This window comes from Aureisphaera sp. (assembly GCF_059726885.1).
In genome coordinates, this window is sequence record NZ_AP041051.1 from 3,238,635 (window position 1) to 3,265,026 (window position 26,392).

Below are 26,392 nucleotides of genomic sequence, written 5' to 3' on the forward strand. Positions count from 1 at the left end.
TACTGAATTTTAGTCCTAAAAGACAAGCTATTACTTCGAATCTTCAACATTTTTCAGTGTCCAGGATTCACATTCCTCCAGAGAATAAAAAGCTCCAAACGGTCGCTTGTAAAATGCTTTTTCGAATTGGGCGGTTTTATACGATGCATCCGTATGGCAAAGAATGGCGATGCTTTTTAATCTTGGGTGGTTGGACACCTCCAAATAGCACGTTGGGTTTACTGAAAAGTCGAATTTCCGATCCGAAATATAGCCAAAGGGCTTATCGGGGTAAAATTGCTCAAAAACCTCAAAAAGGGCGCCTAGCTTAGGCATGTCGAACACAATACCTTCCTGTATGGTTAGAAGTGCGTAATGGTCATATATTTCTACTTGAACAAAGTCCAAGTCAATGGTTGTGGGGGGGAGAGGAGTCATTATTGTAAGTTTGTTATCGTTGTTTTGTTATCTGGTCTTTGGTAATTGTTGTTGTATCCAATCTTTAGCATCCTTCATACTATAAAAGACCTTAAAGGGTCGCTTATAGAATTGTTTTTCGAATTGGGCCATATCATAGGATTTCTGCGAATGGCAAACAATTGCGATAGAATGAAGGTTAGGATGGGATGATGATTCTAAATACGATGTGGGATTCACAGTGTAATCGTATTCTCTATTTGAAATGTACCCAAAGGGTTCATTGGGGAAATAGGTATTGAATATATTATAAAATTCTTTCAATTCTGCTGTGTCAAAAATAACTCCCTCATTAATAGAGGCAATTATCATATTAGGGTTCACTACTACCTTAGCAAAATAAAGCTCTATGGTTTCTGGGTTTTTCAACGCATCGGGTTTTTACTGAAAAAACTGAATACGGATCCACCATATTTTCTAAATTCTTGAAAACCAGAAAGCTCTGTTAAGTCTGTTTGTTTTGGGTGTTCAATGATAAAAATTCCATCCGTTTTCAACAAATTATTCTGAAAGATATTTCGTACCATCTCTTCAAACTGCTCAATATCAAACGCATATGGTGGGTCGGCGAAAATCAGGTCAAATGACTGTTTGGACTTCTCCAAAAATTTGAATACATCAGATTTAATCGCGGTAATTGGAAAGGAAAGTTCTTTGGCTGTTTTATCAATAAACTTTGCACAGGCATAGTGACCATCTACAGCTGTAATTTTCAGTGCTCCTCTCGATGCGAATTCATAACTTATATTTCCAGTTCCAGAAAAGAGATCCAGCACTTCCAATTCACAGAAATCTATTCTGTTTCTTAAAATATTGAAAAGGCCTTCCTTGGCAAAATCTGTTGTAGGTCGAACGGGTAGACTCTTAGGGGCTACAATTCTTTTTCCTTTATGCGTCCCAGAAATTATGCGCATTCGAGTTGGTTTTTAAAACATAATTCTCGTGGCTTTGTTCCTCCCCAAATGGTTCAAAATCACGGCTTACAAACGCAATATTTCGGATATAAGTATACAGGAACTCAAATTTCTCATCAGTTTTATCAATACTGCCACATAATGAGATGTTTACGGTATCGGGATTTAGTTTTAATTGCTCAAGACAGAACAAAACATAATAGATAAAATCCTCCGGAGTTTGATAGGAATAGGTATTGCAAAGTTGCAATTCTCCCCTATGAATAACTATGCAATCGAATTCGGTGTCCTTTACATGCAAAAACACCTTTTCTTCAGTATTGTGCTTTTCCATATTCAGGAAATCATTAATTAACACAGAAGCAGAATGATAGTATTCGAAACCCCCATAACGGTCAAAAATGTAGTTGTTTATATTTATGAAGGGTACATATACCACAACCACTCCATGATTTTTTAGCACATCGTGTGCTATGAAATCATTACCCAGGATCTTAGTATTGAATTTAAGGTACTCGCTAGCTTTGTTTTCATCAAAAAGAGAAGAGGGAACCGCACAATAGGTATTCGTGCTGTACAGTAATTGCACCCCTTGAAAATCCCGTTGCAGTTCTTCGTTGCCCTTAAAAGCTTCATCCATGGCCATTAATAGCTCTTCGGGGGTATAGGACCTTTCTAGCTTCTCTTCATAAAAGAAAAGGGGGGATCCTTCTTGGGATGTCACCAAAAAAGAAAGTCCGGTCAAAGAAATTTGAACGGACAATCTACTAGTTTGGTTGGTTTTATTATTGTTTGTCAGTGGCGTTGTCATAAATTTTAGGCCAGTTTCCACTTGTATCAACATCATCCATAGATCCTACCTTTATATAAGGGCCATTTACACCGTCCACAGCGTTGGTTTGCTTTTCTTGAGCGATCATATTTTTGTCCTGTCCGGCTAGTACCACTTCTTTCGCCACTTTGGCTTCGAATACAGAGTAATTAATTCCACTTTTGTCCAGTTTACCCGCTTTCATTTCGAATTTGGCATCGGACTCAGGAACGTTCATCATGGTTTTGTACCTGTCACCACCTGCGAACAAAGAATCTTTTACTGGTTTAAACCCTAAGGTGTCAGTTACGATAACATCTATATAATATCCTTCGTCAAGTCCGTAGGCTTTGTTCTTTTCAACATCAGCATAACTACTGTCACGTCTTTGGGTAATGGCGAATTGGGCCGTATCAATGAATCGTACTAAACTGTCAAAATCCCCAGTAAAGCTACCTGTAATTGTTTGGTGAGCCAACTGAGCTGATTGAATATCTTTAAGCTTTGCAATCACCGCCTTATATCTATCCTCTTTCAATTTATTGAATCGGGTTGTGCTCGTAATAGAGTTGTACAAACTATACCCTAAGAATATGATGGCAATCCAAAGAACGATTTGAATGATGAGTTTCATTATTTTGAAAGTTTAATTTTAGATTATTGAATTAACATGCGTCTATCGCAAATCTACAATTTTTTTTTATTCGTAAAAGGATAAACCGAAAAAAACCTACCTATCTTTAGCCCTTAGTTTTTCTAGCTTTATGGATGTTTCCCAATTCTATGGTTTGTTAAGGAGCGATTTTCCGCATACTACTACAAATAAGCAAGATACCGCCCTTAAATTGATGGCCGAATTCATTCTTTCGGATGCAAAAAACGAGACTTTTTTGCTGAAGGGTTATGCGGGTACCGGAAAAACAACCCTCATTGGGACCTTGGTGAAGAACCTATGGAAGGCCCAGAAGTCCTTTGTGCTTTTGGCACCAACTGGTCGTGCCGCCAAGGTAATCTCCAATTATAGTGGGAAACAAGCGCTTACCATTCATAAGAAAATCTATATGCCCAAAAGTGAAGGGGTAGGAAAAGTGGTGTTCAGTCTTCAAAAGAATAAGGCGAGGAATGTGATCTTTATCGTGGACGAGGCTTCTATGATTCCCGATATTAACCAAGATTCCAGACTTTTTGAAAATGGGTCTCTCCTGGATGATCTTATGCAATATGTGTACAGCGGTCATGGCTGCAAGCTTTTATTAATTGGCGATACGGCGCAATTACCGCCTGTAAAATTGGACATAAGTCCTGCCTTGGAGGAAAAAACCCTGGAGAATTATTACAACAAGGAAGTTATTTCCTTGGAATTGGATGAAGTGGTGCGACAACAAAAGGAAAGTGGAATTTTATACAATGCCACTAGGATCCGTGACGTTTTGGACTCTGGTTTTTACGAAAACTTTAAAATAAGTGAGTCCTATTTTCCAGAGGTGGTGCGTCCTCAGGATGGCCAAGAAGTAATGGATGCCATTCAGGATAGCTACGATCAGTATGGAAATGAAGATACGGTGATTATAGTGAGGTCCAATAAGAGAGCCAATCTGTATAACCAAAATATCCGACAGCGTATCCTTTTTAGGGAAGAAGAACTTTCTGCAGGCGATTATTTAATGGTCGTGAAGAACAATTATTTTTGGGTGAAACCACATTCTGAAGCTGGATTTGTTGCCAATGGCGATATTATTGAGGTGCTCGAAATATTTGCTATTAAAGAATTGTATGGCTTTCGCTTCGCCGAAGTACGTGTGAGAATGGTGGATTATCCAAACATGAAACCCTTGGAAACGGTATTGTTGTTAGAAACCCTGACATCAGAAACCCCATCGTTATCCTATGAGGATTCCAATAAGTTGTATGAGGAAGTAAAAAAGGATTATGCAGATGTGAAGTCCAACTATAAGCGCTTTCTTTCCATTAAGAACAATAAGTACTTCAATGCCCTTCAAGTTAAGTTTTCTTATGCAATTACCTGCCATAAATCCCAAGGGGGTCAATGGAATACCGTTTTTATAGAACAACCCTATCTTCCCAATGGAATGGATAAGGATTATTTGCGCTGGTTATACACGGCAATGACGAGAGCTAAGGAACGATTGTACCTTTTAGGGTTTAAAGGAGAATTTTTCGAAGATTCTCAGTAAACCTTTTGTCTTTTTGCACATCTATAAAATAATCTATGGAAATTCTTTTCAGAATTAACAAAGATGCTATTTTTGATGTTTGATAAAAATCCTATCATTTGAAGATAATTGCTATGATCCCCGCACGTTATGGTGCGTCGCGCTTTCCAGGAAAATTAATGCAGGACCTTGGAGGAAAACCCGTGATCGTCCGAACCTATGAGGCGACTCAGGAAACGGAACTTTTTGATGAAGTTTATGTCGTAACCGACAGTGAAATTATTTTTAAGGAAATAGAACTTCACGGTGGGAAAGCGATCATGAGTAAAAAAGAACATGATTGCGGTACCGATCGTATTGCCGAGGCAGTAGAGGGAATGGATGTAGACATTGTTGTAAATGTACAAGGGGATGAGCCCTTTACCAGTAAATCTGGACTGCAGCAAGTATTGAGTGTTTTCAATGCTCCCGATGCCGATAAAATTGATTTGGCATCACTTATGACAGAGATTTATGATTGGAAAGAGATAAGCGATCCCAATGCCGTGAAGGTAATTGTAGATAAGGATAATTTTGCGTTGTACTTCTCTAGGTCGCCCATTCCATATCCAAGGGATAAGAACGCAGCGGTTCAATATTATAAACACAAAGGCATCTATGCATTTCGAAAAGAGGCTCTTTTAGATTTCTATCGGCTACCTATGCGATCATTGGAAGCAGCCGAAAAGATTGAATGTATTCGTTTTTTAGAATACGGTAAAAACATTAAAATGGCCATTTCAAACACACAAGGAATAGAAATCGATACCCCCGAAGATCTTATTCGCGCCAATAAAGTGCTTAAAGAGGACAAAGGGATTAGCGTAAATAACAAGTATAGAAATTTCCCAATGGTACCAAAAGTAGTATTTGGTAGAGGATGTTTCGACCAATTGCCCTCCATATTGGCACCCCAACGAAAGGACAAAGCACCATTCATCTATTTGGTAGATGATGTGTTTAAGGATAATGAAGATTTGATAAATCGTATGAACTTGCGATTTAATGATAAACTCATTTTCGTTTCTGCAGAAGAGGAACCCAAAACGGAACAGGTAGATACCATTGTTAAGAGTATAAAATCCGAATTTACCTATCGCCCTTCCGGGATCATAGGTGTTGGAGGTGGAAGTGTTTTGGATCTTTCCAAAGCGGTTTCTATTATGCTGACGAATAAAGGAAGTGCAGCCGATTACCAGGGATGGGATTTGGTTAAAAACAACGCGGTATACCATGTGGGCGTACCGACTATTTCGGGAACAGGTGCCGAAGTATCGCGGACTACAGTGCTTACAGGTCCTGAAAAAAAGCTGGGAATTAATAGCGATTTCACACCCTTTGATCAAGTGGTGCTGGATCCGGATTTAACTATTGGTGTACCTAGAAATCAATGGTTCTATACAGGAATGGACTGCTTCATTCATTGTGTGGAATCACTAAATGGAACGTTCCTTAATGAATTCAGTAAGAGTTATGGGGAAAAGGCATACGACCTCTGCAAGGAAATTTTTATGAATGGAAACCTTTCTGAAGTTGAATCCAGGGGAAAACTCATGATGGCCTCATGGCATGGTGGTATGAGTATTGCCTATTCCCAAGTTGGGGTAGCGCATGCGATGAGTTATGGCCTTTCCTATGTATTGGGAACTAAACATGGAATCGGAAATTGTATCGTATTTGATCATTTGGAAGACTATTACCCTGAAGGAGTGCGTTTGTTCAAGCAGATGAAGGAATACCATAATATTGATATACCCACGGGACTATGCAGTAACCTTACCGATTATCAGATGGATACGATGATCGATATAGCCCTTAGTCTTGTTCCTCTTTGGGAAAATGCCCTAGGAGAGGATTGGGAACAGATTATGACCCGTGATAAACTTCGCGAGCTTTACCTAAAAATGTAAGGTCAAACAAACCATATGGGTTTAACCAAATTTATATTTCAAACCCTATTGGGTTGGAAAATCATAGGGAGTTTCCTTCCCGATGTTAAAAAAGCAGTAATCATTGTGGTGCCCCATACCAGCTGGCATGACTTTTATGTAGGTTCTTTTACACGAAGGATAGCCAAAACGGAAATACATTGGGTAGGCAAAAAAGAGCTTTTCAATTGGCCTATGGGATGGTATTTTAGATGGATGGGAGGTTCCGCCTTGGACAGGACCTCAGGACAGAATAAAGTACAGGCGATTGCCCAGCTATTCAAAGAAAAGGAAGAATTCAGGCTTACTTTGGCTCCGGAAGGGACACGTAAAAAAGTGGACACATGGAAAACGGGGTATTACTACATTGCTTTAGAGGCGAATGTCCCTATTATACCTGTCTCATTCGACTACAAAACCAAAACGGTAACGATCAATCCCCCTTTTTATCCTTCCGGGGATATTGAAAAAGATACCCCTTTATTAAGAGCCTACTATAATGGAGTAGTGGGTAAGCGTCCGGAATATACTTAGTTCCATTTTTATTCGTAGTTTTAGAACAAATAAAAAAACTATGAAAAATCTATTCCTCCTAGGGGCCCTATGCCTTTCATCCATTCTAATTGCGCAAACCCCTTGTGAAAGCGGTATGGCAGGAATCTTTCCTTGTGATGGATATGACTTGGTATCGCAAATACCATTGTCAACTATGAATTCTGTTAAGGCAAATGATTCATGGGGTTGGACAGATCCTATGGACGGGAAGGAGTATGCCATTATTTGTTTGAACGAGGCAACCGCCTTTATAGATATTTCAGATCCCTTGAATCCTCTTTATTTAGGACAAATGCCAGGGGAAAGTAGTCAACATACTACGTGGAGGGATGCAAAGACCTATCAAAATCATGTATATGTCGTTAGCGAAGATAGTGGTCATGGGATGCAAGTGTTCGATCTTACAAGATTGCGCAATGTGGCCAGCCCACCGGAAATTTTTACGCCAGATAATGTATATAACGATTTTGGCAGTGCCCACAACATTGCCATTAATGAAGATACAGGATATGCCTATGCCATTGGAACCACTACCTTTGGTGGCGGTGCCCATTTTATAGATATTTCCGATCCAGTGAACCCTTTGGCCGCGGGGGGTCATAGTGGAGATGGTTACACGCACGATGCGCATATAGTAAGTTATAATGGCCCTGATTCCGATTACACCGGGCAGGAAATTATGATAGCCAGCAATGAAACCCAAGTAGTTATTGTTGATGTGACCGACAAGACCAACCCTTCGACTATTTCTTCGATTGCCTATAACAATGTGAATTACACGCACCAAGGATGGTTAACTGAAGATCATAGATATTTTATCCTTGGAGATGAAACTGATGAATTGAATACAGGAATTAATTCCCGTACCATTTTCTTCGACTTCGAAGATTTGGACAACCCTCAATTCCATTTCGAATACGAAGGCCCTACTGGTGCTACCGATCACAACGGATATGTGAAAGGTGATAAGTTCTACCTAGCAAACAATGCTGCTGGGTTGCGGGTGGTAGATATTAGCGACATTGAAAATGCCAATGCTACGGAAGAAGGCTATTTCGATAGCTACCCTCCAAATGACAACTCTGGATTTAATGGATCATGGAATGTATATCCTTATTTTGAAAGTGGACATATAGTTATTAGCGATAGAGCCCAAGGATTCTTATTGGTACGTCCTTCAGTGGTGTTGGGTGCCGAAGATGTAGAACTAGCAGAAACAATTGCAATTTATCCTAACCCAGTTACTACAACTGTTTCTATTGCTTCTTCTCAGTATGCCATAGAAAGCATAAAACTTACCGATCTTTCTGGCAAACAGGTTTATGTGAGCGGAGAAATGGAACAGGGAAGCTTTACACTAGACTTATCCAGACTAAGTGCTGGGGTGTATTTTGTGACCATTAACGATCAAGTGACCAAAAGAATTATTAAGGAATAAGTAGAGTTATTCTTTTAAAAACTTCTTGAATACTTTATGCTGATTGGACACGATCTCAAGCAAGTATATGCCTTGGGAAAGATGGGAGGTGTCTATACTTTTTGAGCCATCGTTCGTAAAACTAACTTTTTGCCCCTGTAAGTTGTAAATAGTGACTCCATCTATAGAGAAGTCACTTTTAATGTATAAGGATTGGGAAACAGGAACGGGGTAGAGGTTGAAATCCCCTGAGTGAACTTCGGTGATACCAAGACTGCAATCCTTGCTGTAAACCGCAATTTCATCTTTGAACCAATTCGGGTTGTTATTGGCATAGTCCACATCTTGTACCTCAATACAGAAAAGATCAGGGTTGTTAAGAGCAATCATTTCACTCACTATAGTATTCCTTAGATTCAAGGAAGTTAGGGCATTGGATTCACAGCTTAAAAAACCTAAAAACTGGTTGGCAGATAAGTCTAGCTCCTGAAGGTTGGCGAAATTGCACTCCAGATCCAATAGGACACTGTTATTCGAAACATCCAGGGATGAAATATCCGTATTGGAAATGTTTAGATATTGTAAGTTACTATTTTGGGATAGATCAATTACAGTTAAATCTGTGCCCTCAACAGATAAATTTGTTAGAAAGGTGTTTTGTGAAAGATCTACATCTGAAATTGAAGTGTATTGTACATCCAAGACCCGTAGAATAGGGTTTAACGTAACATCCAATGCCGTTAAAGGATTATTGGAAAGAAATAAAAACTCCAATATATCCGAACTGGGAAGTGTAAGGCTTTGGATGGTTCCATTATATAAATAAGCAGTGCGAAGGTTTGTACAATTACTTAAATCTACATCCACAAGTTGATTATTGTCCCCAAATATGATCTCCAAATTTATAGCTTGGGAGAAGTCTATGTGCTGTATGGAGGAACCTTCAAAAAATATATAGGTCATATTAGGATTATTGCTGAGATCCAAATCAGTGATCAAACTTTCCCTAAGATTCGTTCCCAAAAGGTTTGGGTTTTGTGATATATCCAGTTCTGTTATCGGGTTCCCGGGAATATTTAAATGCTGTAAGGCACTATTTTGAGTAACATCAATTTGTGTGAATTGATTGTTTTCTGCACCAAGGGCCCGAAGATTGACAAAACTTTCCAGTCCCTCCATCGAAATGATTCCTTTATTATGCACCATTAACCCCAAAACAGCTTCTGCCTCGCTTATTTGTATTTCCCCGTCATCATTGGTATCAGCATCTACATCGCCCACAAAATCATCATCAATATCTACGACCATATCATTAACAAGGGCATTCTTGAAGTTGGCATCGGGAATTTCAATAATTTGGGCGGTGCTTACCATGGATACAACGAATGCCAGGGGGAGTAATAGCGATTTCATAGAATGGGATTTTGGTTGGAAGTATAAGGTAAGGCATTCTCAAATGAATCTGAAATAACACCAGCCTGCATTTATGAATTAAGCCCATCAAAAAAGGCCACCTGTACAAGTGGCCTTAGAAATCTATACTGTATTTTATAATTATTCTGTCGAACTTTCGTCCATGGTGTGGTATACATTTTGAACATCATCGTCCTCTTCAATCTTTTCAAGAAGTTTTTCAACGTCTGCCACCTGTTCCTCATCTAGTTTTTTGGTCACCTGTGGAATACGCTCAAACCCCGAAGAGAGAATCTCAATACTGTTTTCTTCCAAGAATGACTGTATGGCGCCAAAACTTTCGAAAGGAGCATAGATAAGAACACCGTCCTCATCCTCAAAAATTTCCTCCACTCCAAAATCGATCAATTCCAATTCCAATTCTTCCATGTCCATATCACCCACATTTACGCGGAAATTGCACACATGGTCAAACATAAAGGAAACCGAACCAGAGGTCCCTAAATTCCCGTTGCATTTATTGAAGTAGGACCTTACATTAGCCACTGTACGCGTATTGTTGTCGGTAGCAGTTTCTACCAAAACCGCAATACCATGGGGAGCATACCCCTCGAACAATACTTCCTTAAAATCCCCTTGGCTTTTGTCGGAGGCTCTTTTTATAGCACGCTCAATATTATCCTTGGGCATATTAACTGCCTTGGCATTCTGAATTATGGCTCGCAGTCGGGAATTGGCATCCGGATCTGGACCGCCTTCTTTTACGGCCATTACAATGTCCTTGCCAATACGTGTAAAAGCTTTGGACATGGCTGCCCAGCGCTTCATTTTTCTCGCCTTTCTAAATTCGAACGCTCTTCCCATAGGATTTAAATATTTGCTACAAATTTAAAAAATTGCAGGCCTTTTCAAAGGGAATTGATATCGTAGATACATCTATCTGTAATTGTGGTCTTAATTCATGAATCTTGATAAATTTAAATTACTGATAATTAGCTATATAAGCAAAGCAATGAATTGAAGGGGAAATTAATCCTATATTTAATTACTAAATACAACCAATAACTATGGAAAGCTTATATACCAGCGGCCCTACCAATGTACCGGCCGATCTTACCAAACCCAGTCCTTCATTTACAAAGCATGTATGGTTGTCGGTTGCTGGACTGTTACTATTTGTGGTACTCTATTTTGTGCTGATGATATGGTTTGGCCGTATGGCCTATTTCACTTGGGTGTCCGGTGGTAGCTTTTGGAATTACGTACTGGCCGGAGGCTACGGTTTTTTATGCCTTTTTATGTTGAAATCCTTGTTTTTCCTTACAAAAAGGGAAGAGAACCCGTTGCGCCATTATGTAACCGAAAAGGAAGAACCCGTTTTATTCGACTTTCTATATAAACTAGCAGATGAAGCAGGTGCCCCGCGACCGCATAAAGTGTTTTTAACCGACCGTGTGAACGCCAGTGTTTCGTATGACCTTTCCCTTTTGAACCTTATCTTTCCATCGAAGAAGAATTTGGAAATAGGCCTTGGCTTGGCCAACGTACTTAGTTTAGGGGAATTTAAGGCAGTATTGGCACATGAATTTGGACATTTTGCTCAGCGCTCCATGCTCTTGGGAAGATATGTGTATGTTGCACAACAGATAGCCGCAAGGATTATTGGCAAGCGAGATATCTTCGATAGCTTCCTTAATCTCATCTCAAGCATAGACATTCGCATTTCATGGATAGGATGGATACTCTCTATTTTGGTTTGGGCGGTTAGGGCTCTTATTGAAACATGCTTTAGCGTTGTTGCCATAGCTGAAAGGGCATTATCCCGCGAAATGGAGTTTCAGGCAGATTTGGTAGCCGTGTCCTTAACGGGAAGCGATGCGCTCATTCATGCCCTCTACAGACTTCAAGTGGCAGATGAGGCATACAACAATGCAATAAGTGTCGTAAACAAGCAACTAGGGGGAAAGAAGGCAGTAAAAAACCTGTACAAATTACAATCCAATTACATTGAAAAAATGAGCTGGGTACTTAATCAGCCCCGCTACGGACAATCACCAGAGCCAAACAATGAAGACCCACAGACGCATCGTATTTTTTCATCCCGCGCTTACAATCCACCTCAAATGTGGGCTACACATCCAGCCGATAAGGATCGCGAAGAGAATGCCAAACGAACCTATATCCATGCGCCCATAGATGATCGTCCTGCCGATACCCTTTTGTCCAATCCGGAGGCATTCGAGGAATCCATGACTGCTGCCCTTATAAAAACGGCGAAGGTAGAAACTGAGCTTATGCCAACAGAAGAAGCTCTTGAAGCGCAGAATAAGGAACACTTTAATTGGTCGTTCTTGCACCCAAAATATAATTCTGCCTATCTCAATCGATTCGCATTTACCAATTTTGAAACTGTAGATGAAATATTTGAGCATGAAGTGGCCCAAAGGGAACTCGAACCAGAATTTGAGGGCTTATATGGAGATTTAATGGCTCAAAAATTAGATGAGCTAAAGGAAATTAAAGAGGAGATTGAAGCCTTGGAGGTAGCTCGAAATGAAGTAGTTACCGTTGAGAAAAGAATAATCTGGCATCGAGGGGATAGGGTGAAGCGCAAGGATATCCCAGTTTTAATGAAGGGATTGGAAGCCGAAGAGAAAGAAATAAGGGATAAACTAAAGAATCACGACAGTAGGGCACGCACCCTGCATTGGAAAGCCGCTATGGCTTTGAACTCTAGTTGGGGAGACTACACGAAGCAACTAACAAAGTTGATACACTACGCCGAACATGCCTTAACAGATATTTCAGATTGTGCAGGGAAATTCCATAATGTACTTTCAGTGGCATTGGCAGATGGCCGGGTTTCCTCTTCAGAAATGAATGACATTCTAGTGGTGAGTAACGATTACTATAAAACAATCAAGGCTCCATTTGTGCAGAGCAAAAAGATTCACTTAGATCCACATTTATTGAAAAAGTTCGGAAAGGACTCCTATGCCGATGGTTTTGAAGAGTTTAAACTAGGCTGGCCCGAAAGAGATTCTTTAGATGGATGGATAAATGTAGTGGATGGTTGGGCTGGTTCCGCTCGGACCTCGTTAATGCTTATTCGAAACATTGCATTAGAAAGATTACTGGAAGTAGAAAGCCTTATCAAGGAAAGTTATCTGAACAATACACCCATAACCGAACCTGCACCGGGCAAGATTGCCGTAGTGTCCGATTACAACCTTCGAATTCCGGGAACGGAGCGAAAAATACAACGAAAACTAAAGCTTTGGGATCGCTTCATGATAGGTGAGGGGCTATTCGGCTCCGCAGCGAAGTTTGGAGTATCCGCACTGCTCGTTTTTGGAGCACTAGGATTGGGGAGCTTTACCACTGGTACCGATCTGTATCTCTACAATGGACTTTCCATTCCTGTTTTGGTAACGGTTGATGATGGAAGGGAAATTGAGTTGCCATCAAGCGATTACAAAAAGATAGCAGCAGATAATGGTGAAACCTATCGTTTTGTATCTAAAACAAAGGAAGGCGCCCTGATCGAGGAATTTGACGGGGAAATTTCCAATCCAAAATATAAATACATCTACAATATTGCTAGTTCGGGAGCTTTTGTGAAATACGATGTGTTCTATGGATATGATGGTAATTCGCAAGACCTGAATTTGGGAACCCATAATTGGCTGGCGGTAGATGCGGACTATATCTTGGAAACCCCACCAAACACTATCTCCACATCTAGTACAAGAGGAGAAAGAAAAGATGCAATCGTGGCATATAGTGATATTGACCCTTATGACTTAATAAGTGTAGTGGACGGAGAAGATGAACAAGAAAGCATAATAAAATCACATGTCGCCTGGGATGATCCAAAAAGCCCACAGATCGTTAATTGGTTAAATATGGTTTCGAGGTCAAAAGATCCAATGGACGCCCTTCGAAATAGGGCCAAAAATTATAAAGACGACGTAGCCACAATGCGGGCGTTAACCAATCAGGCAGATTCCTTGGAAAGAATCAGTCTTTGCAATGATTTTAAACAGCGCACTACAACCGATCCAGAAAATGCAGATTACTACTATTTATCCACCCGCTGCCTAGAAGATGGGGAATATCAGGATAATCAATTTACTGCGGGAAATGAGAGATGGCAAGAACATCCATGGCTGGCATATGCCTCTGGGTATATTTATGCCAGAAGGCAACAATGGGAGAAAGCCTATAAGGCCTTTAGAACAGCTGCAAAGTACAATGATGGGCTAGAAGAAACCATCGCTACAGATGCAGAACGGACAAGACGCATGCTCGAAAATCCGACTGTGGTTAATAATATGGGGCCAGCGGTAACGATTATGAGTGATGATCTGTCCTTTAGTATGCAATTGGAACAAGGTGATGTGGATTCCCCATTGTTGAACCCTAATAATTCATATGTGCTCATGTCCCAAGGTAAGATAGTTGAGGCCAGTGATTTTGTAAAGAAGCATAGCAATTATGAGCCTTATATCAATAGGTTTTTGGCCGTTTCAGATGGTGCAACGCCAGCAATTAAAGAAAAAGCATTGAGCTTACCCTTAACAGAAGGGATAAGTGCTGCCACCATTTGGTATGCCCTTGCGCTTCAGGTAAACAATGGTAGAGAGTATGGTGAATTACTACCTACATTCGATTTAATGGGGTTTGATGAGATTTGGGTCAATGATTTTGTCAATAAACTAAGAAGAAAGGATATTGCCGCTATTGAGACTGAGATAAGAAATACTGAAGTGTATTTTAAAGGATATCTATATGCAGTAGGGTACATAGTACTCCAGGATAGAGCACCTAAGAATTGGAAAGCCCAGGCCAACCAATTTCTATTTGTGAACGAAAGACCTTATTTTCAACCTTAACGTCTAGGCTACAAGATCATTTATAATTTGAGCCAATTCAAAATCATTATCCGTTACTCCTCCCGCATCGTGGGTAGATAATGATATTTCGACCGTATTGTAGACATTAGACCAATCTGGATGATGATTTAACCGTTCGGCTTCAAAGGCAATACGGGTCATAGCTGAAAATGCATCTTTAAAATCATCGAATTCAAATCGGGTATGCAAGGCGTTATCTTCGAACAACCAACCATCCAATTCTTGGAGTTTTGATCGTATCTGTAATTCTGTCAATGGTTTCATAGGCTAGCTTTTAATGTATCAATCTCATCACGTAAGGTACTATCTTCTATGACTTCGCTTACCTTGATCTGATAGTTCTTCGGAAGTTTGTTCTTCTTAGGCAGCAGGGCAAGGTAACGTTCTTCATTACTCTGATAGACACTCTTAAAGATAGGCTTTTTATTGCTTATCCTTTCAGCAATTTCATTGAAGAGATCATCGTGGTGAATCACATCGTTGCTCGTAAGATGAAAAATACCGTTAAGGTCCTTGTTGATGATATAGTGTATTTGTTGAGCCACTTTATCCGCAGTGATTGTACTAATGATTAGGTTGGGATAGACTTCAAAACTTGCCGAGTGCTTAATTGCTTGCTTTAACTGAAATATCCTTGGAGCATTTACACCAAGAACCAATGGGAGCCTTAAAATAGCGTATTGTTCTTCTGGGAGTTCCTGAACCACTTTTTCCAATCCAATTTTAAAAAGCCCGTACTTACTTTCCGCTTTAGGAATATCATTTTCATACGATGGAAAAGCCCCCAAACCATCAAACACATTAACCGAAGATAGAAGGAACAATCTCGCATTAGTGGCGAAACAATAGGAAACCAATAGGCGATGCGCTTCTAATTGGGCATTAAATTCCCCTCGTAGTGATGAAATAATGATATTGGGCTGCACTTGGGATAGGATGACATCCAATCCACCTTCTTCTACGTTGTAATGATAAAAAACCTGATTGTCCCTGTAATTCCCCTCCTGACTGGAGTAGGTACCATAGACGTTATAATAGGAGAGGAGCTCCTTATAAATTACATTGCCTATAAATCCACTTGCTCCCAGTAGCAATATGGTGTTGTTCTTTTGTGACGGGGAAGTATTCATAAGTAGGTTAAAAAATAGATAATTGGGTTGCCGTTGTAAATTGTTCCAAAACTTGCATGCCCAAGTGGGAATTTCCTTTTTTATTGAGCCCTGGAGACCAAGTGGCTATGGTAAATTGATTGGGTAACAAAGCAATGATTCCACCACCTACACCACTTTTTCCGGGAAGTCCCACTTCAAAAGCAAATTCGCCAGCTTCATCGTAAAAGCCACAGGTAAGCATCAAAGCATTGATACGCTTTACCTGGCTTTCTGTTAGATACGAGTAATTTTGCATGCAATGTCCACGATTGGCCAAAAAATAGAACGCATTGGAAAGCTGTTGGCAATTCATTTCGATGGAACATTGATGAAAATAGAAGTCCAAGACCGTATCTACATCACATTTTAGGTTGCCATAGGATTTCAATAAATAAGCAGCAGCATAATTTTTGTGGCCTGTTTCCTTTTCTGATAATGCTACTTTTTCATTATAATTTATGGAATCATCGTTTGTGAGTTTCCTCACATAGCTCAAGAATTCTTCCTTCGGATGGTCTAATTTTGAAACCAATATATCTGCAATAACCAACGCTCCAGCATTAATAAAAGGATTCCTTGGAATGCCATTTTCAATCTCTAACTGCGATAAATGGTTAAACGGATTTCCAGAGGGTTCTACATCAACACGATTCCATATAGAATCATCGACGAGGGAAAATGCTTGTGCCAGTGACAAGACCTTTGAAACACTCTGAATAGAAAACTTTGTGTTCCAATCTCCCACCATAAAATCATCTCCAGAAATACAGTTCAGGTATATTCCAAAGTTTTGGTCGGAAACCGTTGCCAATTCGGGAATATAGCTAGCAACCGTACCACGATCTGTACTTTGGCGCAAGGCACCGTGTATGGTACTTATAATGGAGTTGAAATCGGGCATACTATCCCTTATAAAATGGAAGTTTTATAATAGTGGCCGGAACGGCATTCTTGCGAATTTGAATATGAATCTGGGTTCCTACGTCTTTCATAACGGTAGGTACATATCCCATACCAATTCCTTTGCCGAGCGAAGGGGACATGGTTCCGCTGGTTACGTTTCCAATTACCTTTCCTTGTCCATCTACAATATCATACCCTTGTCTTGGAATACCCCTATCATTCAATTCGAAAGCGATCAAACGTCTATCCGTTCCACGTTCCTTTTGCTTTTTTAGGTTTTCTGAGTTGATGAAATCTTTAGTGAACTTAGTTATCCATCCTAAGCCAGCTTCAAGTGGAGAAGTGGTGTCATCAATATCATTTCCATACAGACAATAACCCATTTCCAATCGCAAGGTGTCCCTTGCCGCTAAACCAATTGGCTTAATACCCCAATCGGCGCCAGCTTCCATCACTTTGTTCCAAATTTGTTCTACCTCGCTGTTCTTACAATAGATTTCGAAACCACCGCTGCCTGTATAACCTGTGGCACTAATGATAACATGTTCTATTCCTGCAAAATCGGCCACTTCAAAGGTGTAAAACTTAATGGCACTTAAATCGACGCTGGTAAGGGATTGCATGGCTTCTGAAGCTTTAGGCCCTTGAATGGCCAACAATGAATAATCCTCAGAAAGGTTTCGCATTTCTGCGCCCATGGTATTGTGTGAGCTAATCCAGTCCCAATCCTTGTCGATATTGGATGCATTTACCACCAACAACCATTTCTCTTCAGACAATCGATATACGATTAGGTCGTCCACGATTCCATTATTGTCATTCGGGAAGCAACTGTATTGTGCCTGCCCATCTACCAATTTAGAAGCATCATTGCTCGTTACTTTCTGAATGAGTTCTAAGGCATTGGGTCCTGTGATCAAAAATTCACCCATATGGGAAACATCGAAAACCCCAACACCATTCCTAACAGTTTCGTGTTCGGCATTGACCCCTTCATAAGAAACAGGCATATTGTAGCCAGCAAATGGAACCATTTTGGCTCCTAGCGCCTCATGAGTAGCAGATAAAGCAATATTTTTCATAGATATGAACTTATAATTGGAATGCAAATTTATAGATTCTATGAAAGCTAACGTAGGATTTGTTTGATTGTTTTCAACAAGTTGGTAACTTGCACAAAATCCTATTTCATGAATATTTTTTCCGCAGAACAGCTGTACGAAGCCGATAAAATCACCACCGAAAAGCAAGGAATTACTTCTACCGATTTAATGGAACGGGCTGCTACTCAGATTTATCATTGGCTGCACTCCCGTATGCAAGGAGCGCAGGTTCCCATTCATATTTTCTGTGGAATCGGAAATAATGGAGGAGATGGCCTGGCATTGGGCCGCCTTCTTATTGAAAGTGGTTATAATGTAAATGTATACATAGCCAACTTTACCGATAAACGCTCCAAGTGTTTTTTGATCAACTACGGACGAATCAAGGATGTTACCAAAAAATGGCCCATTCTGATGAAAGGTAAAGAGGATTTCCCGGAAATTCACCCAGATGATATTATTGTAGATGCAATTTTTGGGATTGGTTTGAACCGGGCCCCCGAAGGTTGGGTGAAATCACTGATCCAATACCTCAATGCAGAAAAGGCATTTAAACTATCCATTGATATTCCTAGTGGGCTAAGCGCCAATGGACCTTTATTGGATCCAGAAGCCGTAGTACATGCCAATCATACACTTACCTTTCAGGCTCCAAAACTATCCTTTTTCTTGCCTGATACAGGGAAGTATGTTCCTTTTTTTGAAGCACTGGACATTGGTTTAGATCCTGAGTTCCTAATGACTACCCAGCCATTGGCTAGGGTAATGGTAAAACCCATTGCACAAAGTTTTTATAAACAAAGGCCCAAATATGCACACAAAGGCAACTTCGGGCATTCTTTTCTTGTTGGGGGATCACGAGGAAAGATTGGAGCAATAGCCTTGGCAAGTAAAGCGGCCTTGCGAACCGGTAGTGGCCTTGCCACCGCATTTGTGCCCGCTTGTGGCCATGATATCATTATTGGGCAGTTACCAGAGGCCATGGTACTTTGCGATGAAAACGATGCGCATATTACCAATTCAGATTGGGAGGTGTCGACTTACACCATTGGGGTAGGACCTGGAATGGGAAAAGAAAAGGAAACGCTCGATGCGTTCACAGCGCTTTTGTCTAAATCTGAAAACCCAATGGTGATCGATGCAGATGCAATCAACCTCTTGGCCGAGCACCCAAATTTGATAAAGAATGTACCCAAAGGATCTATTTTGACTCCGCATTTAGGTGAGTTGAAACGTCTTATTGGTGTCTGGGCCAATGACATAGAAAAATTAGAAAAGGCCAAAGAATTCTCTAAAAAGCATGAGGTGATTGTCGTGATAAAAGGCGCGAATACGGTAGTTGTCCTTGGTAATGATTTATACATTAACAGTACGGGTAACCCAGGAATGGCAACTGCTGGAAGTGGTGACGTGCTTACTGGAATGATTACAGGATTGTTAGCGCAAGGGTATGAACCACTAGTCTCAGCGCTCTTCGGGGTATATCAGCATGGTAGTGCAGGAAATCTGGCCACACAGGAAATAGGTTTCGAAGCGTTGATGGCAAGCGATATTATTGAGCATATTGGCGCCGCTTTTTTGGAACTGTTTCGGCAAGAACAAGTTCCAGAAGCTCCAGCGGAAAACGGACAGGAGCAGGCATAAAAAAACCGCCACTCTAGGTGACGGTTCATTTTCTTTATAAAATAAGGGGATCTTTCTAGATCATCTCATCGAGCATTTCCCTTAGCTTGGTATTGGATGGACGAGGTGCATCCGGGCTAATTATATTTCCATCTGGATCGATAAGGATAAAACGGGGAATTCCTTTAATGTAATAGTCCTTTACGAATTTAGACTCCCAATTGTTGTCAGCAAATAACTGAACCCCTTTTAATTCTTTATCGTCTACCATTGCAATCCATTTATCGTGATCCTTCGGACGGTCTATGGAGACACTCACGAATTCAATATTTTTATCATGGTAATCGGCTTCTACTTTTTTCAAGTGAGGGATTTCAGCTTTACAAGGTCCACACCAAGTAGCCCAAACATCGATATACACATATTTCCCCTTTAGCTCTTCAAGGCTTGTGGTCCCACCAGCATGGTTCTCATAGTTAGAGAAAGTAGGTGATGGAGCACCTTTGGGAAGATTGGTTCTCAACGCAATTAGATCGCCTAAATACCCTTTGTAGCTCTTAATGGTACCTTCAATTCCTTTTTTGGCATCATTAACAACCATGGTATCCAATGCAGTCTGTTTTTCTACAAAAGCATTCAGTTCTTTTGAAACCTCACCCAACTTGGCATCCAAGCCAGCAGCATCCATATTATCGATCTCGAAATCGAATAACTTCTCCTTCATTAGCGCTTCTTGAGCTAGGAAATTATTGTTGTCGGCACCTTCACCTTGATAGACAATGGTCTCATCAAATTCATCTGTGTTAAGGGTCATATTCAAATCATAACCATTTTTAAGGAAAAGACCGGTGCTTTCGCCACCATCGTAAAAGGAATAAAAACCTTCTTCAACTTTTAAAGTATCGCTAAAGGTCCCATCTTCAGCTACCTGTATTACTTTACGAAATTCCTTTTTCTTATTAGAAATAACAATAGAGTCGCTGTTCTTGTTGGTTACTTTACCGGAAAAGGTAACATAGTCTTTTTTTACTTCCGTTTGACATCCAATAATTAGGAGTCCAGCAAACAGAAAAAACAATTTTTTCATGCTTTATTTATTTGGTTTTTGCTAAAATAAAATAATATTCTTTCGATTAAGTGAAAATCGTTAAAACCTTAACAAGAAATTGGTATTTTTGTTGCAAACAACCCAAGCCCATGCGCCCAATTCATTATGTGAGCAGCGACATCCTTTCTCTAGCTGTTATTAAGGATATTATTGAAGAGAATAAAGAGATTGCCCTTTCCGATGAAGCTGTCCTAAACATCAACAAATCACATGAATACCTTCAGGAAAAAATAAAAAAGGATGATACGCCGACCTACGGTATTAATACGGGATTTGGTTCACTATGCCATGTAAAAATTTCCTCGGAGCATCTATCAAAGTTGCAAGAAAACCTCGTAATGTCCCATGCTTGTGGTACCGGTGAGCTGGTTCCCAAACCCATCGTCAAATTAATGTTGCTGTTAAAGATTCAATCTTTGAGTTATGGCTTTAGTGGTATCCAATTACAGACGGTGCAGCGTTTGGTCGATTTTTACAATAACGATATATTACCTGTAGTATACACCCAAGGTAGTTTGGGAGCATCTGGGGATTTAGCGCCACTGGCTCATTTATCGCTTCCTTTGTTGGGTAGAGGAGACGTACATGGAGATAATGGATTTATCCCTGCATCCGAAATACTTAAAAAGTACCAATGGGAACCCATTGCGTTACAGGCCAAGGAAGGTTTGGCTTTGTTGAATGGGACCCAATTCATGAGTGCGTATGGGACTTATGGACTTTTAAAAGCATATAAGTTGTCCTATTTGGCTGATTTAATCAGCGCTGTTTCTATCGATGCGTTCGATTGTAACATGAGCCCATTTAATGAGTTGGTGCACATTGTGCGCCCTCATCGCGGACAGATTAAGACGGCTCAGCAAATTTTGGAATTTCTGGATGGAAGTGAAATTGGAACCTCCGAAAATAAAAAAGTTCAAGATCCATATTCCTTTCGGTGCATTCCACAGGTACATGGTGCTACCAAGGATACCATTCAGTTTGTTACCAAAACGTTTAAAACGGAAATTAATAGCGTTACAGACAACCCCAACATATTCAGAGCGGAGGATAAGATTATTTCGGGAGGAAATTTTCATGGACAGCCATTGGCACTGGGATTGGACTATTTAGGGATTGCTATGGCAGAATTGGGTAATATTTCTGAAAGAAGGACCTTTCAGTTGGTCTCTGGACTAAGGGAGTTGCCCCAATTTTTGGTAAATAACCCTGGATTGAATAGTGGCTTTATGATTCCGCAATATACCGCTGCCAGTATCGTGAGCGCTAATAAGCAGTTGGCAACACCAGCCTCTGTAGATAGTATCGTTTCTTCTAATGGGCAAGAGGATCATGTTAGTATGGGAGCAAATGCTGCGACCCAATGCTTGCGTATTTTGGATAATGTGGAAACCATTTTGGCCATAGAGTTGTTTAATGCCTCTCAGGCCATAGCCTTCAGGAAACCCAAGAAATCATCGGACTTTGTAGAATCGTTTTTGGAGCATTTTAGGCAAAATGTGCCTTTTGTGGATGAAGACCGTCTGTTGGCGGATGACATTCATGCCTCCATAGCGTTCATGCAGAGTTTTTCGATCGAAAATGACCTGTTGTTTTAATAACCTTCTATTTTTATATTTTTATAGAAACTCCAGTACAATGAAAACCTCAATACTTTTCAAGGCAATTGCATGTCTTTTGGCCCTCTTTTTTGTTTCTTCATGCAAAACCCTTAACAAGGACATTACCCATGAGCAAATGGTAGCTCAAAAGGCATCTTCGGAAGCTAGGAAGTTGGTGCGAGAATCGGATTTTAAAACCTGTAGGAGCGGTCATAGGGAAAAACTTGGTGATCAGGTTACCCTAAAAAACAATTTATGGGGTAAAACAAAACTTAAAAAGGGAACGGCGGAACTCTGCATATTTAAAGATGGGGATTACTGTGGTTGGGAATGGAAAATCGATAATTCAGCAAGTGGAGTAATAGGTTATCCAGCCCTTGAAATAGGAAGAACCCCATGGGGCGGGAAGAAAAGAGAGAATAGCGGTGGGTTTCCCTTATTGGTTTCCGATGTGGAAACCTTGGATGTTTCCTATAATTTTGAAACCCATGTTAAGCACCAAAAATATAACTTGGCATTCGATATCTGGTTAACAGATGTGGCCCAAGCCGATAACAAAAACATCACTACCGAAATCATGATCTGGGAGGACTATTTTGACTTCAGTTCCTATGGGAAGGTTATTGAGAAGATTATCACCCCGTTTGGCCGTTATAAGGTGTACAAAGGATATCTAAAAAATGATAAGTTCGCACAGGATTGGGTGTATATTGCCTTCGTGCGTGAAACACCCCGCACCAAGGGCAAGGTAGATGTAAAACACCTGATCAATTATTTGGTACAGAATAGGCATATTTCACCAAATGATTATTTCGCTTCACTAGAACTGGGCAATGAAATAGGTAATTCCAGTGGAATCACTATGGTGAAGGAATTCGATTGGTCCTTAAAAAAGAGGCAGTAATTTTAGTGGCTAACGCGCACAATTTACACAGGTGATGGCTTGAGGCATTAGTAATATTCTACCTAGCGGAATTGCTTTTTTACAACGAATACAGAGACCAAAATCAGAATCATGGATTTTGGTGAGGGCTACTTCAAGGTTTTTCAATTTGAGTTCTGCTTTTTTCAATGCGGCTTCATTAACACTTTTATTATTAATGGCATCCATACGGGAAACACGTCCAATGGCATTTTCTGGAGCAATGGGTTTCGTCAATTCTCGATATTTAGCCACCAATCCTTTGGTACTTTCTATTTCCTCAATTATCCTTTCCTTGATCTGATCTTTCTCTGTCATAGGCTTAATCCATTTGTTCCTGAATGGTTTTATGGACCCATTCAATAGCTTCGCTAAGCGTTTCGAATATAGCAAAAGGCTTTTGATAGAACTTGCTTTCGAACGCAGCACTTTCCCTAAAGGTAACATTTTCGGACACCACCGCTATGGCTAACAGATTATGTATCTTGGAAGTTTCAATATAAGTAAGAGGGTCGACAGAGTAGGAGTGAATCCTATTGGAAATATAAACGACCGGTCTATCCCGAAAGTGTTTGTCTACGATTTCCTTGAGTTTAATATTATGTTCTGGCGTAATGGTAATGCCTTCCCGAATCTGGTTCACGAGGAATTCATCAAAAATAAATGCCTCACAATACCCTAAATCATAATAGTGAAACATGCTCATGGTATGCCAAGGTTGGTGAGTAATAAAAATAGCACCTATTCATCAGAAAACAAATAGGTGCTAATTATTTAAGAAATTCGGTTGTCTTATGACTCCGTAGTTTTCTTCTGTTTTTTTATCTGAATTTTTAACTCATCTGCCTTTTCATCCAGATCCATGGTAATGGTATCTCCTTCTTTCAGATTGGAATTTATGATTTCCTCGGCCAGGGCATCTTCAATATACTTTTGAATTGCCCGCTTTAGTGGACGTGCTCCATAATCTTTGTCGAATCCTTTGTCGGCGATATAATCTTTGGCTTTTTCAGTAAGCTTCAAATTGTAGCCCAAATCCGAAATACGACCAAATAATTTATCCAATTCAATATCAATGATCTTATGAATATGCTCTCTTTCCAATACATTGAATACCATTACATCATCTACTCGATTCAAAAACTCCGGTGCAAATGCCTTCTTAAGGGCATTTTCTATAATTCCTTTTGCATGTGCGTCTGCCTGACTCGCCTTTGCAGCGGTCCCGAATCCAACTCCTTGACCAAAATCCTTGAGTTTTCTTGCACCAATGTTAGAGGTCATTATGATAATAGTGTTTCTGAAATCGATTTTGCGACCCAAACTATCCGTTAGGTAACCATCGTCCAATACTTGCAATAACATATTGAATACATCTGGGTGTGCTTTCTCAATTTCATCCAGCAATACCACAGCGTAAGGCTTGCGACGAATCTTTTCGGTAAGCTGTCCACCTTCTTCATATCCTACATATCCCGGAGGGGCACCAATAAGTCTGGATACAGCAAACTTCTCCATGTACTCACTCATGTCGATTCGAACAAGAGCATTATCACTATCAAAAAGCTCACGGGCCAATACTTTGGCCAGTTGCGTTTTACCTACTCCGGTTTGTCCTAAAAATATAAAAGAACCAATCGGTTTGTTAGGATCCTTAAGCCCTGCACGGTTACGCTGAATAGCTTTTACAACCTTGACCACGGCTTCGTCCTGACCAATTACTTTACCCTTAATAAGGTCTGGCAATTCTGCTAGTTTGTTACTTTCAGTTTGAGCAATACGATGCACGGGAATACCCGTCATCATAGAAATAACTTCAGCAACTTCTGGCTCATCTACCATTTCCTTGTGCAACTTAGATTCGTTCTCCCATGCTTCTTGTGCGGTGGCTAAATCTTTTTCCAAGTTCTTCTCATCATCACGCAATTTGGCAGCTTCTTCGTATTTCTGTTTTTTTACTACAGAATTTTTAAGTTCCCGTACTTCTTCGAGTTTAGACTCAATGGTCAGTATTTTTTCAGGAACATTTATATTGGTTATGTGTACACGGGATCCAGCCTCGTCAAGTGCATCAATAGCTTTATCCGGCAAGAATCTTTCTGTCATATAACGATTGGTCAATTTCACACAAGCTTCAATTGCATCATCTGTATAGACCACATTGTGATGTGACTCGTATTTTTCCTTTATGTTCTGAAGTATTTCAATCGTTTCTTCTACCGTAGTGGGTTCAACCAATACTTTCTGAAAACGTCTTTCCAATGCTCCGTCTTTCTCTATATACTGTCTGTATTCGTCAAGTGTAGTGGCACCAATACATTGAATTTCACCCCGGGCCAAAGCTGGTTTGAACATGTTTGAAGCATCCAAGGACCCAGTAGCACCTCCGGCACCTACAATGGTATGGATTTCATCAATGAAAAGGATTATATCATCATTTTTTTCCAGTTCATTCATTACCGCTTTCATCCGTTCTTCGAACTGTCCCCTGTATTTCGTGCCAGCGACCAAACTTGCCAAATCCAAGGTAACCACCCTTTTGTCATACAGTATTCGCGATACTTTACGCTGAACGATTCGAAGGGCCAAACCTTCTGCAATCGCACTTTTACCTACGCCGGGTTCTCCAATTAACAATGGATTGTTCTTCTTTCTCCTACTTAATATTTGTGAAACACGTTGTATTTCATGTTCCCTTCCCACTACAGGATCCAGTTTCCCTTCCTCTGCCTGCGCAGTTAGGTCACGTCCAAAATTATCCAGTACGGGTGTCTTCGATTTTTTGCTTCCTTTAGAGGCACTTGCTCCAGAAAACAAATTGTCCTTGTCGCCTTCTCCGCTAGAGGTCTCGTCGTCGTCATTCGGAAAAGAATCGGATGCGGTGGGTTCTATATATTCTTCGTCGTTGGTAATCATAAGTTTAAATTGATCTTTAACCCCATCATAATCTACTTTCATTTTGTGAAGTAGTTTGGTTGTGGGATCGTTTTCATTTCTTAGAATGCATAACAATAAATGAGCAGTGTTAATGGATGAGCTCTGAAACAGTTTTGCTTCCAGAAACGTAGTTTTTAAAGCACGCTCAGCTTGCCTTGTTAAATGAAGGTTTTTTTTATCGTTTGTAGTAGCTCCAGCATTAGGATTTGCCGGGCTTAGTATTTCTACTTTCCTGCGTAAATGATTTAGGTCAATATCCAGTGCATTTAGGATACTGACAGCTTTTCCGTTTCCATCACGCAGCAATCCCAACATGAGGTGCTCTGTGCCAATAAAATCATGACCCAGTCGCAACGCTTCTTCCTTGCTGTAGGCTATTACATCTTTTACTCTTGGTGAAAAATTGTCGTCCATATATCGT

General features: G+C 40.3%; 23 protein-coding genes. 8 read left to right on the plus strand and 15 right to left on the minus strand.

Translation table 11 applies throughout. The features are described 5' to 3' along the window. Nucleotides 1–30 precede the first annotated feature (30 nt). Genes AC6JAD_RS14590 through AC6JAD_RS14610 form a run of 5 tightly spaced genes read right to left on the minus strand, consistent with a single transcriptional unit; the run spans nt 31 to nt 2,815 of the window. The gene (locus AC6JAD_RS14590) at nt 31–417 is read right to left on the minus strand and encodes a hypothetical protein (protein ID WP_461303087.1); all 387 of its coding nucleotides are present in this window, start codon (nt 415–417) and stop codon (nt 31–33) included. Between the two features lie 27 nt (nt 418–444). Continuing rightward, nucleotides 445–825, minus strand: a complete 381-nt coding sequence (locus tag AC6JAD_RS14595) for a hypothetical protein (protein ID WP_461303088.1) — start codon at nt 823–825, stop codon at nt 445–447. Then, nucleotides 822–1,370 carry an RsmD family RNA methyltransferase gene (locus AC6JAD_RS14600; protein ID WP_461303089.1) on the minus strand — a complete coding sequence of 183 codons (549 nt, stop codon included), beginning with the start codon at nt 1,368–1,370 and terminating at the stop codon, nt 822–824. Before AC6JAD_RS14600 ends, AC6JAD_RS14595 begins: the two co-directional genes overlap by 4 nt. After that, on the minus strand, nt 1,345–2,181 hold the full coding sequence (locus AC6JAD_RS14605; protein ID WP_461303090.1) for a DUF3822 family protein: 837 nt from the start codon (nt 2,179–2,181) through the stop codon (nt 1,345–1,347). The genes AC6JAD_RS14600 and AC6JAD_RS14605 overlap by 26 nt, the downstream gene beginning before the upstream one ends. Next, nucleotides 2,156–2,815 carry a hypothetical protein gene (locus tag AC6JAD_RS14610; RefSeq protein WP_461303091.1) on the minus strand — a complete coding sequence of 220 codons (660 nt, stop codon included), beginning with the start codon at nt 2,813–2,815 and terminating at the stop codon, nt 2,156–2,158. Before AC6JAD_RS14610 ends, AC6JAD_RS14605 begins: the two co-directional genes overlap by 26 nt. Nucleotides 2,816–2,945: 130 nt before the next feature. Here AC6JAD_RS14610 and AC6JAD_RS14615 point away from each other — a divergent pair, with 130 nt between their 5' ends. The 4 genes from AC6JAD_RS14615 to AC6JAD_RS14630 all read left to right on the plus strand — a co-directional run bounded on the left by AC6JAD_RS14615 (nt 2,946) and on the right by AC6JAD_RS14630 (nt 8,315). Then, nucleotides 2,946–4,376, plus strand: a complete 1,431-nt coding sequence (locus AC6JAD_RS14615) for an ATP-dependent DNA helicase (RefSeq protein WP_461303092.1) — start codon at nt 2,946–2,948, stop codon at nt 4,374–4,376. A gap of 113 nt (nt 4,377–4,489) precedes the next feature. Then, nucleotides 4,490–6,304, plus strand: coding sequence for a 3-deoxy-manno-octulosonate cytidylyltransferase (kdsB, locus tag AC6JAD_RS14620; protein ID WP_461303296.1), 1,815 nt, complete (start codon nt 4,490–4,492; stop codon nt 6,302–6,304). Nucleotides 6,305–6,319: 15 nt separating this feature from the next. Beyond that, nucleotides 6,320–6,856 carry a 1-acyl-sn-glycerol-3-phosphate acyltransferase gene (locus AC6JAD_RS14625; protein ID WP_461303093.1) on the plus strand — a complete coding sequence of 179 codons (537 nt, stop codon included), beginning with the start codon at nt 6,320–6,322 and terminating at the stop codon, nt 6,854–6,856. Between the two features lie 40 nt (nt 6,857–6,896). Beyond that, nucleotides 6,897–8,315, plus strand: coding sequence for a choice-of-anchor B family protein (locus AC6JAD_RS14630; RefSeq protein ID WP_461303094.1), 1,419 nt, complete (start codon nt 6,897–6,899; stop codon nt 8,313–8,315). Nucleotides 8,316–8,321: 6 nt separating this feature from the next. Here AC6JAD_RS14630 and AC6JAD_RS14635 read toward each other — a convergent pair whose 3' ends face one another. Next, nucleotides 8,322–9,707, minus strand: a complete 1,386-nt coding sequence (locus AC6JAD_RS14635; RefSeq protein ID WP_461303095.1) for a T9SS type A sorting domain-containing protein — start codon at nt 9,705–9,707, stop codon at nt 8,322–8,324. 141 nt (nt 9,708–9,848) lie between these two features. Then, the gene (locus AC6JAD_RS14640; protein ID WP_461303096.1) at nt 9,849–10,571 is read right to left on the minus strand and encodes a YebC/PmpR family DNA-binding transcriptional regulator; all 723 of its coding nucleotides are present in this window, start codon (nt 10,569–10,571) and stop codon (nt 9,849–9,851) included. Nucleotides 10,572–10,774: 203 nt separating this feature from the next. Between AC6JAD_RS14640 and AC6JAD_RS14645 the strand changes: the two genes are divergently transcribed. Next, entirely contained in the window at nt 10,775–14,602 is a 3,828-nt protein-coding gene (locus tag AC6JAD_RS14645; protein ID WP_461303097.1) for a M48 family metallopeptidase, read from the plus strand. Nucleotides 14,603–14,605: 3 nt separating this feature from the next. Here AC6JAD_RS14645 and AC6JAD_RS14650 read toward each other — a convergent pair whose 3' ends face one another. The 4 genes from AC6JAD_RS14650 to gcvT are packed head-to-tail and all read right to left on the minus strand — an operon-like array spanning nt 14,606 to nt 17,759. Beyond that, a complete protein-coding gene (locus AC6JAD_RS14650; RefSeq protein ID WP_461303098.1) occupies nt 14,606–14,887 on the minus strand; it encodes a 4a-hydroxytetrahydrobiopterin dehydratase in 282 nt (93 codons plus the stop codon). Then, complete coding sequence (locus AC6JAD_RS14655) at nt 14,884–15,753, minus strand: sugar nucleotide-binding protein (protein ID WP_461303099.1); 870 nt, start codon at nt 15,751–15,753, stop codon at nt 14,884–14,886. Before AC6JAD_RS14655 ends, AC6JAD_RS14650 begins: the two co-directional genes overlap by 4 nt. A gap of 7 nt (nt 15,754–15,760) precedes the next feature. Then, the gene (locus AC6JAD_RS14660) at nt 15,761–16,675 is read right to left on the minus strand and encodes a glutaminase (protein WP_461303100.1); all 915 of its coding nucleotides are present in this window, start codon (nt 16,673–16,675) and stop codon (nt 15,761–15,763) included. A 1-nt stretch (nt 16,676) separates the two neighbouring features. Continuing rightward, the gene (gene gcvT, locus AC6JAD_RS14665; protein ID WP_461303101.1) at nt 16,677–17,759 is read right to left on the minus strand and encodes a glycine cleavage system aminomethyltransferase GcvT; all 1,083 of its coding nucleotides are present in this window, start codon (nt 17,757–17,759) and stop codon (nt 16,677–16,679) included. Between the two features lie 108 nt (nt 17,760–17,867). Here gcvT and AC6JAD_RS14670 point away from each other — a divergent pair, with 108 nt between their 5' ends. After that, a complete protein-coding gene (locus AC6JAD_RS14670; RefSeq protein WP_461303102.1) occupies nt 17,868–19,424 on the plus strand; it encodes an NAD(P)H-hydrate dehydratase in 1,557 nt (518 codons plus the stop codon). A 55-nt stretch (nt 19,425–19,479) separates the two neighbouring features. On the opposite strand, the gene AC6JAD_RS14675 is transcribed toward AC6JAD_RS14670, so the two are convergent. Continuing rightward, on the minus strand, nt 19,480–20,490 hold the full coding sequence (locus AC6JAD_RS14675) for a TlpA family protein disulfide reductase (protein ID WP_461303103.1): 1,011 nt from the start codon (nt 20,488–20,490) through the stop codon (nt 19,480–19,482). Between the two features lie 110 nt (nt 20,491–20,600). On the opposite strand from AC6JAD_RS14675, the gene hutH reads away from it, so the two are divergent. Both hutH and AC6JAD_RS14685 read left to right on the plus strand, forming a co-directional pair. Next, nucleotides 20,601–22,109, plus strand: a complete 1,509-nt coding sequence (gene hutH / locus AC6JAD_RS14680) for a histidine ammonia-lyase (RefSeq protein ID WP_461303104.1) — start codon at nt 20,601–20,603, stop codon at nt 22,107–22,109. A 40-nt stretch (nt 22,110–22,149) separates the two neighbouring features. Beyond that, nucleotides 22,150–23,016 carry a GH12 family glycosyl hydrolase domain-containing protein gene (locus AC6JAD_RS14685; protein WP_461303105.1) on the plus strand — a complete coding sequence of 289 codons (867 nt, stop codon included), beginning with the start codon at nt 22,150–22,152 and terminating at the stop codon, nt 23,014–23,016. 9 nt (nt 23,017–23,025) lie between these two features. Here the strand turns inward: AC6JAD_RS14685 and AC6JAD_RS14690 are convergent, their stop codons facing one another. From AC6JAD_RS14690 to AC6JAD_RS14700, 3 genes are all read right to left on the minus strand, one after another. After that, a complete protein-coding gene (locus tag AC6JAD_RS14690) occupies nt 23,026–23,352 on the minus strand; it encodes a TraR/DksA C4-type zinc finger protein (protein ID WP_461303106.1) in 327 nt (108 codons plus the stop codon). Nucleotides 23,353–23,356: 4 nt separating this feature from the next. Further along, nucleotides 23,357–23,740 (minus strand): hypothetical protein, encoded by a 384-nt coding sequence (locus tag AC6JAD_RS14695; RefSeq protein WP_461303107.1) that lies wholly within the window; start codon nt 23,738–23,740, stop codon nt 23,357–23,359. Nucleotides 23,741–23,826: 86 nt separating this feature from the next. Next, entirely contained in the window at nt 23,827–26,385 is a 2,559-nt protein-coding gene (locus AC6JAD_RS14700; protein ID WP_461303108.1) for an ATP-dependent Clp protease ATP-binding subunit, read from the minus strand. Nucleotides 26,386–26,392: the final 7 nt, after the last annotated feature.